This is a genomic window from Embleya sp. NBC_00896 (assembly GCF_045207785.1).
GTDB lineage: Bacteria > Actinomycetota > Actinomycetes > Streptomycetales > Streptomycetaceae > Embleya.
In genome coordinates this window covers 2267536-2284867 of the sequence record NZ_CP108777.1, presented here as the reverse complement: position 1 = coordinate 2284867, position 17332 = coordinate 2267536, and the positions used below count along the sequence as shown (strand labels likewise).

19 protein-coding genes are annotated in these 17332 nt (G+C 70.0%); 6 read left to right on the top strand and 13 right to left on the bottom strand.

The window, feature by feature from the left end; genetic code table 11:
• Positions 1 to 204: 204 nt before the first annotated feature.
• The 6 genes from OG928_RS43545 to OG928_RS43520 form a co-directional block, all read right to left on the bottom strand.
• A complete protein-coding gene (locus OG928_RS43545) occupies positions 205 to 1020 on the bottom strand; it encodes a hypothetical protein (RefSeq protein WP_331767566.1) in 816 nt (271 codons plus the stop codon).
• Positions 1007 to 1537 (bottom strand): SigE family RNA polymerase sigma factor, encoded by a 531-nt coding sequence (locus OG928_RS43540; RefSeq protein ID WP_331767565.1) that lies wholly within the window; start codon positions 1535 to 1537, stop codon positions 1007 to 1009. Before OG928_RS43540 ends, OG928_RS43545 begins: the two co-directional genes overlap by 14 nt.
• Positions 1538 to 1845: 308 nt before the next feature.
• Positions 1846 to 2727, bottom strand: a complete 882-nt coding sequence (locus OG928_RS43535) for a zf-HC2 domain-containing protein (protein ID WP_331767564.1) — start codon at positions 2725 to 2727, stop codon at positions 1846 to 1848.
• A complete protein-coding gene (locus tag OG928_RS43530; protein ID WP_406292127.1) occupies positions 2724 to 3278 on the bottom strand; it encodes a sigma-70 family RNA polymerase sigma factor in 555 nt (184 codons plus the stop codon). Before OG928_RS43530 ends, OG928_RS43535 begins: the two co-directional genes overlap by 4 nt.
• Positions 3279 to 3576: 298 nt before the next feature.
• Positions 3577 to 4635: a cytochrome P450 gene (locus tag OG928_RS43525; RefSeq protein ID WP_331767562.1), complete on the bottom strand. Its 1059-nt coding sequence runs from the start codon at positions 4633 to 4635 to the stop codon at positions 3577 to 3579.
• Between the two features lie 192 nt (positions 4636 to 4827).
• Positions 4828 to 4911, bottom strand: a complete 84-nt coding sequence (locus OG928_RS43520) for a tryptorubin family RiPP precursor (RefSeq protein WP_406292125.1) — start codon at positions 4909 to 4911, stop codon at positions 4828 to 4830.
• Between the two features lie 491 nt (positions 4912 to 5402).
• On the opposite strand from OG928_RS43520, the gene OG928_RS43515 reads away from it, so the two are divergent.
• On the top strand, positions 5403 to 6230 hold the full coding sequence (locus tag OG928_RS43515; RefSeq protein WP_331767561.1) for an MOSC N-terminal beta barrel domain-containing protein: 828 nt from the start codon (positions 5403 to 5405) through the stop codon (positions 6228 to 6230).
• Positions 6231 to 6449: 219 nt separating this feature from the next.
• On the opposite strand, the gene OG928_RS43510 is transcribed toward OG928_RS43515, so the two are convergent.
• Both OG928_RS43510 and OG928_RS43505 read right to left on the bottom strand, forming a co-directional pair.
• Positions 6450 to 7286, bottom strand: coding sequence for a hypothetical protein (locus tag OG928_RS43510; RefSeq protein ID WP_406291807.1), 837 nt, complete (start codon positions 7284 to 7286; stop codon positions 6450 to 6452).
• A 107-nt stretch (positions 7287 to 7393) separates the two neighbouring features.
• Entirely contained in the window at positions 7394 to 7897 is a 504-nt protein-coding gene (locus tag OG928_RS43505; protein WP_331767559.1) for a SigE family RNA polymerase sigma factor, read from the bottom strand.
• A 262-nt stretch (positions 7898 to 8159) separates the two neighbouring features.
• On the opposite strand from OG928_RS43505, the gene OG928_RS43500 reads away from it, so the two are divergent.
• The 3 genes from OG928_RS43500 (at position 8160) to OG928_RS43490 (ending at position 10244) form a co-directional block, all read left to right on the top strand.
• Positions 8160 to 8369, top strand: coding sequence for a hypothetical protein (locus OG928_RS43500; RefSeq protein WP_331767558.1), 210 nt, complete (start codon positions 8160 to 8162; stop codon positions 8367 to 8369).
• 82 nt (positions 8370 to 8451) lie between these two features.
• Complete coding sequence (locus OG928_RS43495; protein WP_331767557.1) at positions 8452 to 9723, top strand: phosphotransferase family protein; 1272 nt, start codon at positions 8452 to 8454, stop codon at positions 9721 to 9723.
• A 77-nt stretch (positions 9724 to 9800) separates the two neighbouring features.
• Complete coding sequence (locus OG928_RS43490) at positions 9801 to 10244, top strand: nuclear transport factor 2 family protein (RefSeq protein ID WP_331767556.1); 444 nt, start codon at positions 9801 to 9803, stop codon at positions 10242 to 10244.
• 170 nt (positions 10245 to 10414) lie between these two features.
• On the opposite strand, the gene OG928_RS43485 is transcribed toward OG928_RS43490, so the two are convergent.
• The 5 genes from OG928_RS43485 to OG928_RS43465 all read right to left on the bottom strand — a co-directional run bounded on the left by OG928_RS43485 (position 10415) and on the right by OG928_RS43465 (position 14602).
• Positions 10415 to 10918 carry a MarR family transcriptional regulator gene (locus OG928_RS43485; RefSeq protein ID WP_331767555.1) on the bottom strand — a complete coding sequence of 168 codons (504 nt, stop codon included), beginning with the start codon at positions 10916 to 10918 and terminating at the stop codon, positions 10415 to 10417.
• 298 nt (positions 10919 to 11216) lie between these two features.
• Positions 11217 to 11993, bottom strand: coding sequence for a tryptophan 2,3-dioxygenase family protein (locus tag OG928_RS43480; protein WP_331767554.1), 777 nt, complete (start codon positions 11991 to 11993; stop codon positions 11217 to 11219).
• A gap of 470 nt (positions 11994 to 12463) precedes the next feature.
• Entirely contained in the window at positions 12464 to 12925 is a 462-nt protein-coding gene (locus OG928_RS43475) for an HIT family protein (protein WP_331768316.1), read from the bottom strand.
• A gap of 188 nt (positions 12926 to 13113) precedes the next feature.
• On the bottom strand, positions 13114 to 13242 hold the full coding sequence (locus OG928_RS43470; RefSeq protein WP_331767553.1) for an LPFR motif small protein: 129 nt from the start codon (positions 13240 to 13242) through the stop codon (positions 13114 to 13116).
• Between the two features lie 259 nt (positions 13243 to 13501).
• On the bottom strand, positions 13502 to 14602 hold the full coding sequence (locus tag OG928_RS43465; RefSeq protein WP_331768315.1) for a M20 family metallopeptidase: 1101 nt from the start codon (positions 14600 to 14602) through the stop codon (positions 13502 to 13504).
• Positions 14603 to 14904: 302 nt separating this feature from the next.
• Between OG928_RS43465 and OG928_RS43460 the strand changes: the two genes are divergently transcribed.
• Together OG928_RS43460 and OG928_RS43455 are read left to right on the top strand one after the other, a co-directional pair.
• Positions 14905 to 15789 (top strand): LysR family transcriptional regulator, encoded by an 885-nt coding sequence (locus tag OG928_RS43460; protein ID WP_331767552.1) that lies wholly within the window; start codon positions 14905 to 14907, stop codon positions 15787 to 15789.
• A 310-nt stretch (positions 15790 to 16099) separates the two neighbouring features.
• On the top strand, positions 16100 to 17320 hold the full coding sequence (locus OG928_RS43455; RefSeq protein ID WP_331768314.1) for a GDSL-type esterase/lipase family protein: 1221 nt from the start codon (positions 16100 to 16102) through the stop codon (positions 17318 to 17320).
• Positions 17321 to 17332 lie beyond the last annotated feature (12 nt).

Here is a 17332-nt window from a genome sequence, read left to right as displayed (position 1 = left end):
CGGTTGCGGGATCTGTGTCCGTGTGTGGCGGCCGGAAATGGGCAGCACCCATCGCCGTGTCGCCACGGTGGGAGCGCCGGCGTCGAGGACGCGGCGAGGGCTGGGGGACGTGGGCTCGCCGGTGCGGGAGCGAGCGGCCCACGTGGTGGTGCTGCTTGGGTGGTGCTACATGGGTGCTACTCGGCTGGTGCTACCGGGGTGGTGCTACTTGTGCATGCCGAGGCCGAGGTTCACGATGGAGACGATCTGCTCGCCCCGCGCGTCGTAGAAGTGCAGGGAGCCCGATTCGCCGTAGCCGGCGCCGCTCGCGACCGGGATCGCGTAGAACGACCGGCCGTTGGGGCCGTTCCTCGTCGGGGTCACGGTGATCGACGGCGCGCCGTTGTCGAACTTCGCGACCACCCGAACCACGTTCGGGGACACCACCCCGCACGTGATGCTGCCCAGCGACCCGACGCCGGGCTTGTACAGCGCCGTGTCGCCCACGCCGATCGTGGCGATCCCGGGAGATTCCTCGGACGACAGCGACGGCGGCGGCCCACCCGGGCTCGACGCGCACCACTCGCCGCCACGGTTGTCGAGCCGCCCGTCGAGCAGCACCTCGATCACCTCGCATCCGGGCGAGTAGCCGGTGAGCGGCGTCCTGGTCGGCGGGAGCGCAGGCGCGTGCACCAGGTCCCAGCGGTGCCCGGCGAACTCGCCCGAGGCGATCGGAGCCGGCTTCGGCGTCGCCGCCTCGGTGGGCGCCGTGGCGCTGGACGCCAGGTCGCCGGGTGCGACCGCGGGGCCGGCGCCCGCCGGGCCGCTCGCCCGAGTGCTCGACCCGGACAGGGACGCCGCCGTCAGCACCGACGCCACGACCACGGCCGCGACCGACGCGCCGAGCAACGCGGTGCGCCGGCGTCGGGCCCGGGTCCCGTCCCGCAGGATGCGTTCGTAGGGCGCGACCGTCGGCGGCAGGTGCTCGACCCCGGCGGCGAGTCTCGCGCGCAGTCGATCCGCCTCGTCAGGCCCGGTCATCGGCATACTCCTCGGCTCTGAGGCGGGCCCCGGTCAGGCCGGGGTGTTCCCGCAGTTTGGCCAGGCCCTTGGCGGCCTGGCTCTTGACCGTGCCGAGCGCGCAGCCCAGGATCCGGGCCACCTCCGTCTCGGGCAGATCGTCCCAATAGCGCAGCACGACAACCGCGCGCTGGCGCGCCGGCAGATCGGCGAGCGCGTCCCGCAACATGTGTTGTTGGTCGATCCGGCTGTATGGGTCCTCCCCGATCGACTGCGGCGGATCGGCGCTCAGTTGCTCCGCCACTCGGATCTTGCGAAAACGATCGGTGTTGGTGGTCACCAGCACACGGCGCACATAGGCGTCCGGATTGTCGGCGCGTTGCACGCGACGCCAGTTCACGTACGTCTTGGTCAACGCGCTCTGTGCGACGTCCTCCGCGATTCCGTGGTCGCCGGTCAACAGGTAGGCGGTACGTACGAGTCCGGACCACCTGGACTCCACGAACGCCCGAAAATCCGCGACCTCTTCGGCTTTCACTTCGGCACCTCCGAACACTCAGACCGCAGGATCGGCGGCAAAAGTTGCCCGCCGTTCGATCCTTTTTCGCGCAGGTTCGGATCCCCGGGCCCGCAGGGGCGTTTTCACCTGCGGAGACCCGGTTTGCGGGCGTCGCGCCCGTGGGGAAAGGATTCTTCCGGCGTGCGCCGCAGTGCCGAGCGGGCCCGACCACCGATCGGGAACGGACGCGGGACGCGCGACGCGGGACACCGGACGCCGGACGCCGGACGCGGCCGAGCGGCGCCTGTACCCGCTCGACCCGGGCCGCCGATCGCGCGGCCCCGGGCTCAGGCCGGCACGCTGACCAACGTCTTGCCCTCGGTCGTGCGGACATCGAAGCGGGCGATCTGATCGCGCGGAACCCACGTGCCGGTGTGCACGCGCAGCGGCGCCTCGGAGCCGGGTACGCCGTAGCCCTTCGGGGGAACCGTCCAGGTCGAGATCTCCTGCTCGCGCCCGTCACGCGTGACCGCGACCAGGGAGCAGCGCAACGGGCCGCGCACGTTGGTCAGTTCCAGGCCGAGGTGGGTGCCCCAGGCCTTGTTCTCCATGCCGATCCGGGCGATGGTGCCGGTCTCCGGGCTGGTGGCGCGCAGATTCTCGCCGGTGTCGAAGAGGATCTGCATCGGACCGTTCATCGCGTCGTGCGACATCGAGTGCTCGGACTTGTCGTCGTCCGACCACAGCCCGCCGGTGAGCAGCCCCGCGCCCAGGCCGAGAACGAGCGTCGCGACGCAGGCGGCGGCCATCAGAAGCATTCGCGGCGCACGGCGGGCCGCCCGGCGCGCGGCGAGGTCGGTCACGGGTGCGGGCTCGCGCTCGGACTCCGGCCGGGACCGGGGCTCGGACGGGAGTTCGGACGGGGGCTCGGCCGCGGGCGCGGATTCACCGCCGGCGTCGGGTCGTTCGGGCCCCGCGAGTTCACCCCGAGGGGGCGGAAAGGGGACCACGGACGCCACCGGCTCGGAATCCCGTACCAATTCCGGCAGTTCGTACGTGCCTTCGGAGCGGACCTCGGTCAGCAGCGTGGCCAGACCGGAGAAGTCGGCCAGTTCCTCGATGCACCGATCGCACGTCGCGAGGTGTTCCTCGAACGCGTCCCGATCCGCTTCCTCGAGCACACCGAGGGCGTACGCGGCGACGTCCGCGTGTTCGGGCTGGATGCTCACGCCGACACACCTCTCTCTTCCAAGACGACCCGCAAGGCGCGCAGCGCGTAGTACACGCGCGACTTCGCGGTGCCTGCCGGGATGCCGAGCACGTCGGCCGCCTGATTGACAGTACGGTCGCGGAAGAACGTTTCGATCAAAATTTCTCGATGCGATTCGGACAACGCGTCGATCGCGTCTCCAACCACCACGGATCGCAGCAGGGCGTCGATCCCGTCCTGTGTCGGCAGCAACGCCAACGGCTCGTCGCCCACCTCCGGAGGCCGCGCCGATCGCGCGCGCTGCTCGTCGATGACGAGCCGCCGGGCGACGGTGACCAACCACGGCAGCAGCGGCGCGGAGGCGTCCAGCTTGTCCCGGTTGCGCCAAGCCCGGACGAGGACTTCCTGCACGCTGTCCTCGGCCCGTTGCCGATCACCGCCGTTCAGTCGTGATACGACCGCCAGCAATGGCCGCGAGTATTCGCGGTAGAGCATCGTGACGAACCGGGCCTCCTCGTCCGACTCCGGTCTGTCCACATCGGCCGTCACCGTTCGGCCACCCCACCCCATCGACGAGATCCGAATCCCGAAACGCAAACACGGAACACCATATTGGGTGGGGGCGTCGAGTCCGAAGTTCCCGATAGGCACCCGCCGGCATCCGTGGCCGGCGGCATCGGACCCCGCGCGCGGGTACTTCCGAGTTCGGCGGCGCGGTGGGTCCAGGGGGTGCTCTCGGGCAGCCGGGTCGAGCGGGACCCGGCTGCCCGTGGCATACAGCACACCCAGGAGGAGACGCTTCCGGCCGGCCGTGCCGTCCTGCGCGCAGGCGCCCCGCGCGCCGATCTCACGGTCGGTTCACCCGTGTTCAGGTCACCCGTGTTCGGGAGACCCGTACTCGCGATACCCCGAGCAGGCCGGCGAGGGGCACCTTGGCGATGGTCTGGTGTGGGCTGACCGCGAGGTGCTCGGAACGGATCCGATCCAGGAGGTGTTCGGCCAGGGGCACGATCATGTGTCGGCCCCGGCAACGTTCGTTGGCGTGGCCGAAAGGGAAGTACGCCGAGTGGTTGTCGGCGTCCAGGTCGTTCCAGCGCTCGGGTCGGAACTCGTCCGGGTCGTCCCACAGATCGGGATCGCGGTGAGTCAGCAGCGGGAACAACAGCACGTCGTCGTTCGGACCGATCCTGGAGTCCAGGGCGGGAAACTCGGGGGACGCCACGCGCAGGATGTTCCACGACGGGGGCAGCAACCGGAGCGATTCCAGCACGATGTGCCGGTTCGACGCGTCGGCGCCGAAGGGCGAGCCGAGCCAGAGCGCGTTGGCGACCAGCGCTGACACGCCCAGGCACACCGGCGCCGCGACCCGCCGGTACAAACCCATGGCATATCGCCGATCGCCGTGGTCCTCGGCTGCTGTGACGGTCAGTGCCGCCAATTGGGACATCGACGCGTCGGGGTCGCGCTTGCCGGGCAGTACCGCACTCGTCCGGATTGCCGCCCGGGCCAGTGCCGGCGTCCTTTCGAGTCGACGATCCGTGAGGACGCGGAACCGCAAGGGATCGGGCCCGAAAAGCAGATCACGAAGATAGGCATGGCCCGCGCGCGGCCAAATTCCGGAAAGATCGACCGCATCGGGAGCCGGCCCGCTCAAGGCGGCACGGACGTCCCGCGAGACGGCGTGCAGCACATCGGCCGCCTCCGCCCGGTCGATGGATCTTCCTTGGAGCGGCTTGAAAGTCGGCCGCTCGAATTCATGAGCGCGCCTGCTCCCGAGCAGATTGTCGATCAGATCCGGGTCGGCGACTCCGACGGTGTCGGCGTCGAGTCGAAAAACCTTCGCACCGCGACGGTCGCGGAGGAGTTCCTCGATCTTCGACGAAAAGACGGTGACCCGGGCACGTTCGACCGTCTCGGAACGACTCATCGGTGCCCTCCACAAGGCGAGGGTCCCGCGCCCGGTGCGGCCGACGTGCGGCTGCACCGGACGCGAGCCCGGACGGCGAACCGACGCTTCGTCGGGTCGAGGTCGCGCTACCGCAGTGGTACCGATCGCGCGTCGGGAGCGAGCACGATCCGCGGCGGTTCGATGATCAACCGATTTTGGAACGTGTGCCGATCAGCTGTACCAGATGAACCAGGTGGCGGACTTCAGGCTCTTTTCGGACCTGAACCTCTTGGAGAAAGAGTTGACGATCTTCATCACGACAACCTCCAGGTGACTGTGAACCGGCCGAGCCCCGTACACACGACTCAGGCGGATCGGGGCGATAATCCACCGCTACAGAATCCGACTTTCCGATTCTCGTCGCCTGGAAAGTGAATCCCCGACACGAAAGACAAGTCAATGTGACGTGAATCACAGATCAAAAAGGTCACCTATCGGCCGCCTCTTACGTGGTTGATCACACTAAGCGCGAAGCAACTGATTGCGATCTTGCGGCTGTTGTCTGCGCGGGGATCTTCCGTCGAGCGGGGACGTGGATGCGCACGTGCGTTTTTCGGACACGGGCAATTCCTGCGGCACTCCCGGGCGCACAAGTGAACAGGGGAGTTATTCTCAAACTGCGAAAACTCGGCGGTGACACGTCCGTGCGGACTACACCGAAAGAGACCGGGCTTCTCGCCGTATACCTGCTCGGCTTCGTGGTGCTCCGCCTCATCGAGCAAAATCGCCATCGATAGGATCGGGCGATGGCCACTGTTGTCGGACTGACCTACTACCCCATCAAGGGCTGCGCCGGTACGTCGTCGGACCAGGCGCTGTTGACGACCGCCGGACTCGCCCACGACCGCGCCTTCATGGTGGTCGACGCGGGCGGCGTGTTCCGTACCCAGCGCCGGGATCCCCGGCTGGCGACGATCCGCCCGGAGATCGATGCCGACGGCGACCGTCTCACCCTGCATCGGCCCGGCGCCGATCCGGTGACGATCGAGGTGGACACCACCGGCCCCCGGCGGGACGTGGACCTGTTCGGCAATCCCTACCGGGGCATCGACCAGGGCGACGCGGCCGCCGACTGGCTGTCGGACGCGCTCGGCGCGGACAGCCGGCTGGTTCGGGTGCCTCCGGAGCACGATCGAGTGACCGACGGCGCGATCCCGGGCACCGCCGGGTACGCGGACAGCTCACCCCTGCACGTGCTCTCCCATACCTCGCTCGACGTGCTGAACACACGCCTGGCCGAGCGCGGCGAGGCCCCACTGCCGATGGACCGCTTCCGGCCGAACGTCGTCGTGGAGGGCTGGCCCGACCCGCACACCGAGGACCGGATCCGGCGGTTCACGGTCGGCGACGCCGAACTGGGCTACGCCAAGCTCGCGATCCGATGCGCGGTCACGATGGTGGACCAGATCGCCGGCGCCAAGGCGGGTCCGGAACCGCTGCGCACCTTCGCCGACTACCGTCGCGCCGCTCAGGGCGGGGTGGCCTTCGGCGCGAAATTCGCCGTGCTGCGCCCCGGCAAGCTGTCGGTGGGCGACGAGTTGGCGATCACCGAGTGGGGCGCGTCCGAACTCTAGGCGGCATTGTCTTCCTCGTTTTCCATTGCTGAAACGTGTAAACGCCACGCGGTCATCTTGTCGATGCCCGACGACGTTTACCTACCGTTTGGTGGGGTCCCGCAGGATGCGGCGCATGAAGAGCCCGCCGCACAGGGCTCCGGTCGCGAAGACCGGAGCCCTGTTCGAGCCCGGGTTGTTCGTCGGCCTTTTGCCGCGTCCGGGGTGCGGGTGGGTGGGTCAGCCCTCGTTCGCGGGGTGGTCGGCGGGGCCCGCGTGTGTCGGAGGCAGCGCCGCGAAGACGGCGGGATTGGCGGCGAGGGCGAAGAGTTCGGCCCCGGTCAGGGGTTGGCCGGTCATGACGGTGCCGTACTTGTCGCGTGTGCTGGATCTCACCGAGTACGGGATGCCGTCCGGGGTGATGAACCTGAGGGACACGATGATGTCCTGAGACCGGGCGAACTTGGAGGTGACGGATTTCGAGCCGTTGGGCAGGAGGGCGCGGACGCAGTCGGTGTAGGGCGGCATCAGGGCGCCGAGCTTGTCGTAACTGGGGCCTCGGTCGCACTCGGAAGCAGGCTCGGCACCGGCTTCCTCACGGGGACCGACGCCGGCCTCGAGGGTGAGGGTGCTGCCGTCGGACCTGGTCAGCTTGAAGAACAGGGTGTCGTCGTCCGGGTCCTGATCCTCGATCTTGACGACCCCCGGCGGGAGGTTCGCCCGGAACGCGGCGATCAGCACGTCGTGCTTCCGGGTCGTGTTGTCGATGGGAGACCCCGGCGGGGGCGGGATTGTCGGCTCCACGGCGGACGGCAACTCGGTCCGGGGCGGGGCGGCGGCGGGGCCGCTCGTCGCCGGGCGGTCGTCGCCGGGCGCCAGGGCCAGGACGCCGAACGTCCCCCCGACGAGCACGGCACCGGTCGCGACGGCGGCCGCTCCGATGCCCAGACGCCGGTATCGGCGCCGCCGGGCGCCGCCGGCGCGAACCCCGCTCAGGAAGTTCGGGATCGGCGGCTCGGCGTCGGTCGGGGGCAGCATGTCGCGCATCAACGCGCTCACATCCTCTTCCATGGGCACGATGTGCTCCTTCGTGTAGTGGTCGTTCACGTGGTTGGTCGTTGGTGTGCTGCTCGTGCGCGTGTTGGTCGTTCGTGTGGTCGTCGGCCGGCGGCAGGGGCCGGTGGTCACGACCGGGCGATCTCGTGGACGGAGTCGCCGAGGATCGCGCGCAGTTGCTCCAGACCGCGACTGGACGCCGAACGCACGGCCGACGAACTCCGGCCCAGGAGCGCGGCGGTCTCCTCCACGCTCTGGTCCTCCCAGTAGCGAAGGACCAGCGCGGCCCGATACACGGGCGTCACCTGTCCCAGGGCCGCCAGCAGCGCCAGTCGGCGGGCGGAATCCGGGCCGGGCGACGCCGCGTCGGGAACCTCCGCGGAAGGGAGTTCACGGCTGGCGCGCAGGCGTTTGCCGTCGACGAAGCCACGGACCATGACGCGGCGGGTGTAGGTGTCGACCGCACCCGGGTCGCGCATCTTGTGCCACGTCGAATACACCCGCTCCAATGCGTTCTGCACGAGATCCTCGGCCTGGTGCCAGTCACCGCACAGCAGGTACGCCGTACGGCGAAGAGCCGGATAGCGCGCCGCGACATACTCGTCGAACAATCGCTCCTTCTCGGGCTTCATCAGGGCGTCCCCATACGATCGATGTCACTGGATGAACGGGCGTCGCCGAATGAACGGGCCCGAGAGTGTGTGTCGGGAATAGGACGGGTCGAACGACCCGCAATGTTGCGTCCCCACCACCACGGCTCGCACAGGGCGCACCGCGCCGACGGCCGAAAGGCAACGAACGCGCCACGGACAGCCAATCGGAGAGCCGGCCGCAGTTCGCCGACCGAGGAGTGCGAGCGGCTGCCGGGCCGTGCTCGCCGCGAGCACGGGGATCATGCCGCGCATACGCGAACTCGCCGACGGGCACCGGGAAGGCGCCACCGGCACCGCACGGTTCCTCGACTTCGCCGCACTGCCGGCGACCGGTCCCGGCGACGCGGCGTCGTGCCGCCGCGCGCCGCTCCGCGCCGCGACCGACTGGGTTACGTGGCTCGAAGCCCGCGGTGCGGGTGGTCTCGGAAATCGAGTAGCCGCATATAGTTGATTCAGTGTCGCAACTATGTTTGTCTGGGTCGATCGTCGACCCCGGCCCGGCGGTCGCCCGGGCGCAGACAGGGAGAGATGCCGTGGAAGATCTGATTCGCTCGTGGCTGGAGAAGCACGTCGGCCGTGTCGCGAGCCTGGAGCGTCAGGCCAGGTGGCGGCCGGTCTGGTTCGCCGATGTCGACGTCGACGACGGTGCCGAGTCCCTTGCCCTGTGCGTGCGAGGCGACCGCACGGACTACCCGGGCATCTTCCCGTTGGAGCACGAGATGCTCGTGCAGCGGATGCTCCACGAGCGGGGCGTCCGCGTCGCCGCGGTGCACGGATGGATCGACGAGCCCCGGGCGTACGTGATGGACCGGGTCCCGGGCCGGTCCGACTTCTCCGACTGCACCCCGGAACAGCGCGACGCGGTGATGGACGACTACATCGGCATCCTCGCGGAACTGCACGCGCTCGACGTGGAGCCGTTCGAGGCGGCCGGTGTGCGGCGCGACGGCATGGGCGCCTACGAGCGCTGGTACCGGTCCTCGAAGAAGCGCCCCGATCCCTTCCTGGAATTCTGTCTGGGGTGGCTGAGGCGTCATCCGCCGGCCACCCGCGGCCGGGACTCGGTCATCGTGTGGGACTCCGGCCAGTTCCATCAGGAGGGGCAGCGGGTCACGGCGATTCTCGACCTCGAACTGGCCCATATCGGCGACCCGCTGATGGACCTCGCGGCCATGCGCATGCGCGACACCGTCATCGGCTACGGCGACTTCCGCCGGCTGTACGCGAAGTACGAGGAACAATCCGGGACCGAAGTGGACTTGGAGGCGCTCCAGCACCACCACTTCGCGTTCACCTTGTCGAACCAGCTCGCCTTCCACTCCGCACTCGCCGACCCGCCGCCCGGTTCGGACTACATGACCAACCTCCAGTGGTGCCACGAGACCAATCTGTTCGCGGTCGAGGCCCTGGCGGACTTCCTCGGGATCGAGTTGGAGCCTGTGGCCCTGCCGGAGCCGCAGGTGTCGCCGGCCGCGGTGCCCGGCCGGCACCTGGTCGAGTCGCTGCGGTCGGGCGACTATGAGCAGCGCCGCCTGTTCCGCCTGGCCCGACACCTCAAGCGTTTCGACGAGATCGGACGCGAGTGCGCCGAGGCGGATCTCGACGATCTGGCCGCCGTGCTGGGGCACCGCCCCGGGACCTGGCAGGAGGGGGACGCCGCTCTGGAGGCGTTCGTGCTCGCCGACGACGGCAGGTCCGACCACGTCCTCGTCCGGCTCTTCCACCGCCGCCTGTGGCGTGCCCACCAACTACTCGGCCCCGCCGGCTCGGCGATGACCACGCACCACCGTCTCCAGCCGTGGTGACGCGGTCGCACAACCGACGCGATCCCGCCCGCCCACTGCCCGTCCCTGCCCCCCTTTCCTCGGAGGAATTCGTCATCATGAACGACCGTGAGAAGCGCGCACGCACCGTCGCCGACTTCTGGAAGGGCGTCGACACCCACGACTGGGACCTCGTGGCCTCCACACTCGCCGACGACTTCGTACGCGTGGGCATGCGCGACAACGAGGAGGACACCTGCCGCGGGAAGGACGCCTACATAGCGTTCGTGTCCGGGGTGATCGGCCGTACGCAGAAGCACGAACTGCGGTCCCGTTTCACCTTCCTCGGCGAGGACGGCCGCCACGCGTTCAACGAGTCCGTCGAGATCATCACCTACGCGCCGGGCGAGGAACCCCTCGCGATGCGCTTCGCGAACCACCTCGAACTCGACGACGACGGCCTGATCAGCAGGCTCGACATCTTCTGGAAGACCCCGCCGATCATGCCGCCGGACTGGATCACCGTCGACTCCGTCATCGGCGACCGCACGGGCGACGAGTGAGCAGCGCCGCGGCGGAGAGCACCTGAGCGAACGCGCAGCCCTGGGGCGGCGGTCCGCCCGCCGTGCGAACGGCACGTTCGTGCTCTGACGGTGGGCCGCCGCCGGGCCGAAACGACGTCCCGCAGTGCGGTGCGGGCAACCGCGACGGCCGGGCGACGCCTCGGGGTGGATCAGGTGTCCGCCATGGCGGTCAGCGCCTGGGCCAGCCGCTCCAGCAACAGCGGAAGCACGTCCCGGTCGGCGGGGCCCCACGAGGCGGTCGCTTCGCCCAGGAGCCGGGCCCACGCCTGCCAGATGCCGCGCAGCGCGGACGCCCCCGAGGCGGTGAGTTCCAAGGTGGCCGCGCGTGCGTCCTGGGGATCGGGCGTGCGCCTGACCAGACCGGCCGCCACCAGGTCGGTCACCTGACGGCTGAGCGTGGTGCGGCCGATTCCCATCTGGTCCGCCAGGTCGCTGAGGCGGATCGGCTGGAAATCCCCGATGCGGGTCAGCGCCAGAACCAGGTGGGTGGGCACGTCGACCCGCGCCTCCCTGCCGACCCGTTCCAGGAGACGCTCGTCCCGGGCTGCCCGCACCAGGTCACGCAGGGGAGGCACGAGCGTGGCCAACCTCTTCGCCTCGGCGATGTCCGGCGACGCCGCGGGCGCCGGGGTGGTGTTCCTGTCGTCGGTCATCTCTGCCCTGTCCCATGCGGTTACCTGCGGCCCGGACGATCGTACCGATTTGGTTGCGCCGCGGACGCAACTTCATCGGCGGGCGCCCCGCCCACACCGCCGAACCCGACCACACGTCATCCGTGTTCGAGCCACGTCGATGACCCAGGCATCGAGGCGTCGCCACGGTCGCTGCCCGCGATCTCCCGCGTCCGGCGCCGGTGGAGCGGCGGTCGGCGACCGTAGGACTTCCCGGGAGCGGCAGCACCACGACCGGCATGCCGCCGCCGGGGCTCTGTCGGGGATCTGCCGGGGGATCTCAGGCCTGGGACCTGACCTCCCACAGGTCCGGGAAGACCGGGCTGAACAGCGTGGCGCGCAGGTATTCGGCGCCCGCCGAGCCGCCCGTGCCGATCTTGGCGCCGATGGTCCGCTCGACCATCTTCATGTGCCGGTAGCGCCATTCCTGGAGGCCCTCGTCGATGTCGACGAGGGCTTCGCAGACCTGCGCCGCGTGTCCGGTCTCGTCGATGTACACGGCCTTGAGGGCCTCTTGCACCTCCGGGTCCGGTCGCCACGCGGCGCTCGTGTCGCGCTCCAGGACACGCGCGGGGACCACGTACCCCAGACCCGCGAGGTGGCGCAGCAGCGAGTCGAATACGGAAGGTCGGTTGGCGGCGGCCTTGAGCCGGTCGTCGTGGCCGCCTTCGTACGCTCCGAACTCCCGCCGTCCGAGCACGGCTTCGAGCTCGCGGAACTGCGCCGACTGGAACCCGCTGGAGGTACCGAGCGCGTCGCGGAACGACGCGAACTGCCGGGGCGTCATCGTCTCCAGGATGTCGAGTTGGCCGACGACGGTCTTGAGGATCTTGGCGACCCGACGTGCCGTGTGCAGGGCACCCGCGCCGTTGCCGCCCTCCAGGTGCCGTTGGAGCAGCGCCAGCTCGTGCAGGATCTGCTTGAACCACAGCTCGTAGACCTGGTGAATGACGACGAACAACATCTCGTCGTGCGCCTCGGTCGCGGGCTCCTGGCAGGACAGCAGCGTGTCCAGCCGCAGATAGCTTCCGTACGTGACGACCGGCGCTTCGCTCATCGTCGTTTCCTCTCCTCGCGGGCTTTCAACCGTCCCGATGGGTCGGAGACGACGGGCACTATCTTGTGCCGGTCGAGGCCTTTCAGGAATGGCCGACACACGGAATGGAGCGGGTTTGATGTGATGATCACAACTTGATCGGGCAGTTGTGTTTATATTCATAAACCCGGCCCGGGGGTACACGTCGGCCTCGTCGACTCGCCGCGGATTCGACCGGCGAAACGCCCCGGGCACCGACCCCACCCTCGTTCCCGCTGTCGGCGGACGTATCAAAGGCACGCGTGTCCTTGGGTGGCGCGTCACTCGCGACGCGGAAGTTGTACGGGCGACGATCTCGCCATCGGTCCGGGCCGACGATCAGCCATCGGCGAGGCGGGCGGGTGCCATGGAGGCCGGCGCGCCAAGGAGTCGGTGTCGACGTGGCCACGGCACGACCCGATCGCGCTTGACGAAGGCATGGCTTCGAGGGATCACCCGCATTCGAGGCGCTCGCGCAGGGCGAGGGCGATGCGGTCCATCTCCGTGGTCGGCACCCGCTCGGCCTCGGGCGGGTTCAACAGCGCGAATGCTTTCGGGCCGTGCAGTTCAGGCGCCAGATCCGCCATTCGCGGCACCACGTGGAAGTGCACGTGCTCGAACCCCGGCTTCTCGGCGAACTGGGCCACGTAGGTCTTGGCGCAGCCGGTCGCGTCGTGCAGTGCCCGGGACAGACGGACCTGCCATCGGCCCAGGTCCGCGGACTCCTCCTCGGTCAGTCCCGCGATCGAGGTCACGTGGCGCCGGGGGATCAGCACCAGCCAGCCCGGCAGACTCGTGCTGATCGAGTGCGCTACCCGCCACCGCGCGTCGGAGGCGATCCGCTCGCGGGGCGGGAGCGCGTCGTGCGAGGCGTTCTGGCGGCAGGAGTAGCAGTCCGGGAAGGGTGTCGTCATGTCCGCGAGCGTAGAAGAGCCGAGGTGTGCGAGCACGGTGCGGTGCTTGTGCGCCGGGCGGGTTCGTGGCAGCGAACCGCCCTCCAGCCGAGGTGGCCGCGGCCCTCATCGCGGCGCAGTGCCCCGGCCCGAAGCGAGGGCCGCTCCTCGGCCGCCCTCGTGGGGCGTCGCGTCCTGCGCAGGAGTGGTCAGTGGTGGCCGCGAGCCGAGTCCGAGGCGCCGCCGAACAAGCGGGCCAGTGCGCGGAAGGGCAAGGTGACGACGGTGGCGATGGCGCTGCCGATCTTGCCGAGGACATCTCCGATTGCCCGAAACATTGGGTGCCTCCCTGTCGTGCGGTGGTGAGCGCCATTGCGGCGATCACCCAGCGTCTGCCCGGTCCCGGTCGCAGGAAACGGGGGTTCTCAATGGGGACTGCGCACCGTGACGACCACCATCGGTGGCGTGTGGTGCTGCGAGCCGCCGACTACGAAAACGAACGCCGAGAGGCCGAGAGGCCGAGAGGCCGAGAGGCCGAGAGGCCGAGAGAGTCTCTGCCGGGTTTGGTGTGGAGTTGCGTCGGTCAGGGTCGGGGCGTCACCGTGTCCGGGTGATGAGCCGAGCGAGCAGACGGGTGCGGGGGAGCATCTGTGCGACCTCGACGTGCTCGGTGTCCGCGTGAGCGCCGCCGCCCACGGCACCCAGGCCGTCCAGCGTCGGACAGCCCGCCGCCGCGGTGTAGTTGCCGTCCGAGGCGCCGCCGACGGCGATCCCCCGCGGCGGCTCCTGGCCCAGTTCCGTGGCGAGTCGGCAGGCGAGGGCGAACAGTTCGGCGGAGGACTCCGGTTCCATGGGCGGGCGTTGCCTGCCGCCCAGGACCTCCAGTCGGGCTCCGGGGGTCCGGGCGGTGAGCCCCCGCATGAGCCGGTCGATCCGGTCCTGCGCCGCAGCGGTGGGCGCGCGCACGTCCACCGAAACCCGGCCCAGCGCGGGCACCGTGTTGCGCGCGCTGCCGGCCGACAGCAGGGTGGGCGTGAGGGTCGCGCTGCCCAGGGGCGACCGGGCCGCATCGTCGGTACCCATCGAGGCCCCGATGTCGGCGATGGACAGCACCTGGTGTGCGACCTCGATCGCGGCGTTGACCCCCTTCTGCGGTTCCAGCCCCGCGTGCGCGGCCCGGCCGTGCACCACGACCTCGTACCGCGAAGTGCCCTTGCGGGCGGTCTTGAGCGTGCCCTGCTCGTCCGCGGACGCCTCCAACACGAAGGCCGCCGCGCACCCCCGCACGGATTCCTCGATCAGCTGCCGGGAGGTCGCGGAGCCGACTTCCTCGTCCCCGTTGACCAGTACGCACACCCCGTCCGTCGAGGGCAGGGAGGCCAGCGCGTGGAACATCTGCACCAGGCCCGCCTTCATGTCCAGGACCCCGGGGCCGCGGGCGATCCCGTCGACCACCGACCAGGGGTGGGTCCGCAGCGAGCCCATGGGCCACACCGTGTCGTGGTGTCCCACCAGCAGCACCCGCGGGGTGCCGAAGGTCCACCGCAAATGGGTCACACCATCGATCACGATCGTTTCCGGGCCGGCCCCCAGCAGCCTCGCCCCGAGGGCGCCGACCACCTCGGCGCTGCGCGCCACCGCCGCGTGATCGGCGGAGAAGGACTCGCAGAGCACGAGTTCCTCCAGATCGGCCAGCATCGCCGGCAACGCCGGCGCGGCTCCCCCGGTCACCGGGCGTGCCTCGTCTTGACGCTCGTCTGAACTCTCGTCCGAACTTCCGGTCGGAACAAAGCACTTCCCCCTCGGATCCGTGGACCACTTGAGCGGCGGAGCCCCTCCCCCCTCGGGAGCCCCGCCGCCTGAACGACGTTAGGGCGAGGCAAGGCATTCCACCAGCGACTGGATTGCATGCCACCTACGCGTTCCAGGAATGTGTCGAGAGAGGATGGTGATGGTCGGAAGAGGATCCTGGAGGCGGGGGATCTGGAGGCGGGGGGAACATGTTCGAGATCGACGCGCTGCGGCTGCTCGTGGCCGTGGCCGAGAGCGGATCGTTCACGAAGGCGGCGGCCCGGCTCAACTACACGCAGTCCGCGGTGTCACGACGGATCGCCGCGCTCGAACAGCAGGCGGGCGGACCGCTGTTCGAACGGCTGCCTCGGGGCGTACGGCTGAATCCCGCCGGCCGTACGCTGCACCGGCACGCCGTGGAGGTGCTCGACCGGCTGTCGCGGGCGGAGCGGGAGCTGGCCGTGCTGCACGCGGGGCACGGCGGGCTGCTGCACGTGGGCGCGTTCGCCACCGCCAACATCTCGCTGGTGCCCACCGCGCTGCGCGCGTTCCGGGACACCAGGCCGGATGTCGAGGTCGTCGCGGTCGAGGGTACGACCGACGCGCTGGTGCGGCGGCTCGCGGACGGGGCGCTGGACCTCGCCGTCGTCAGCGACTACCCGTCCGGCCTGCCGTCGGCCGACGGTGTCACCACGACCGTGCTGTGCCAGGACGAGCTGCTCGTCGCCCTCTGGCGCGGGCACCGCCTGGCCGGAGCCGACCCGGTCGACCTTCGTGAACTGCGCGACGAGGCCTGGCTCCAGAACGCGTACGGCGACCGTCCCACGATGCTCGCCGACGCCTGCGCGCGGGCGGGCTTCACGCCCAGGAAGCTCATCCGGATCGCGGAGTGGACCGGGAAGTTCGGCTACGTGGCCGCCGGGCTGGGGGTGGCGCTGGTCCCCTCGCTGGCCGCCCGGGCGGTCCCCGACGAGCTCGTCCTGTGCCGCCTCACGGACCCGGCCCTGCGTCGGACCGTACATGTGGCGCTGCCGGCCACCCCGCTACCGGCGGCACTGAAACTGTCGGATCTGCTGCGCGACGCCGTCGCCTGAACCGCGCCGGGCTTCGCGCGCCATCGCCCCACCCCGACGCGTCACCGAGCCACGGACCGGGACACCGAACAACAGCGGAAGCCGAAACGGCGGACAGCGCGCGGGTGCGCCCCTCGCCGGGTTTCGGGGATGGCTACCTGGTGACTCCACGGCTGGTGCTTCGGCCGGTGCTTCGGCTTACCGGTTCCGCCATCGCGAATTGCAGGATGTCCTCGCGGAGCGCCCGCGCACGGGCACTCGCCGCGGGGAGATGTGACCGGATCAAAGTATTTATTGGCGGATCAGGCATTCAATGGGCACGCTGAGAGTCATGAACTCCCAGCTCGACGACGTCCCCGACCCTGACGACACGAGGGCCGGCACGGCCGATTGGATCACCACGCCCGTCACCGCCGGCCTCCTGCGCGGGGCCCTCGATCTGGAGCCCACCGAGCACGGTGTGTTGCCGCACCGGCTGCCCGCCCGGGCGCGCAAGCAGATCCCCGATGGGCAGCTGGCCATGGCCGAGGCCCAACCCTCCGGCGTACGGCTGGTCTTTCGGACCCGGGCCACCACCGTCGAGCTGGACGTGCTCCCCACCAAGATGGTCTACGAGGGCGCTCCGCCCCGTCCCGACGGCGTGTACGACCTGCTCGTCGACGGCCGCCTCGCCGGGCGGGCCACCGCGTCCGGCGGCAACGTCCTGGTCGTGGACATGGCCACCGGGTCCGCGGTCACCCGGCCCGGTCCGGTCGGCACCGTCCGGTTCACCGGTCTGTCCGCCGATGTGAAGGACGTCGAGATCTGGCTGACGTACAGGGAGATCACCGAGCTGGTCGCCCTGCGCACCGACGCCCCGGTCGAGACGGTGCCGGACCGCGGCCGCAAGGTGTGGCTGCACCACGGCAGTTCGATCAGCCACGGCTCGGATGCCGCGAGCCCCACCACGACGTGGCCGGCGTTGGCCTCCTCCCTCGGCGGCGTGGAGCTGGTCAACCTGGGCTTCGGTGGCGGCGCCCTGCTCGACCCGTTCACCGCGCGCGCCATGCGGGACACCCCCGCGGACCTGATCAGCGTCAAGGTCGGCATCAACCTGGTCAACACCGACCTGATGCGTCTGCGGGCGTTCGGTCCGGCGGTACACGGCTTCCTCGACACGATCCGCGAGGGGCACCCCACCACGCCGCTGCTGGTCGTCTCGCCCGTCCTGTGCCCCATCCACGAGGACACCCCCGGCCCCTCCGCTCCGGACTTCGAGAACCTCGGCGCCGGAAGGTTGCTGTTCCGGGCCTCGGGCGACCCCTCGGACCGCACCCGTCTGACGCTCGGCGTCATCCGGGAGGAGCTCTCTCGCATCGTCGCGCAACGGGCGGCCGAGGATCCAAACCTGCACTATCTCGACGGCCGCGAGCTCTACGGCGAGAGGGACTTCGCGGAACTGCCGCTGCCCGACGGGCTCCACCCGGACGCCGCCACGCATCTGCGCATCGGGGAACACTTCGCCGGGCTGGCCTTCGGCGACGGCGGCCCGTTCACCGCGCAGGGCGCCTGACCCACCGCCCGG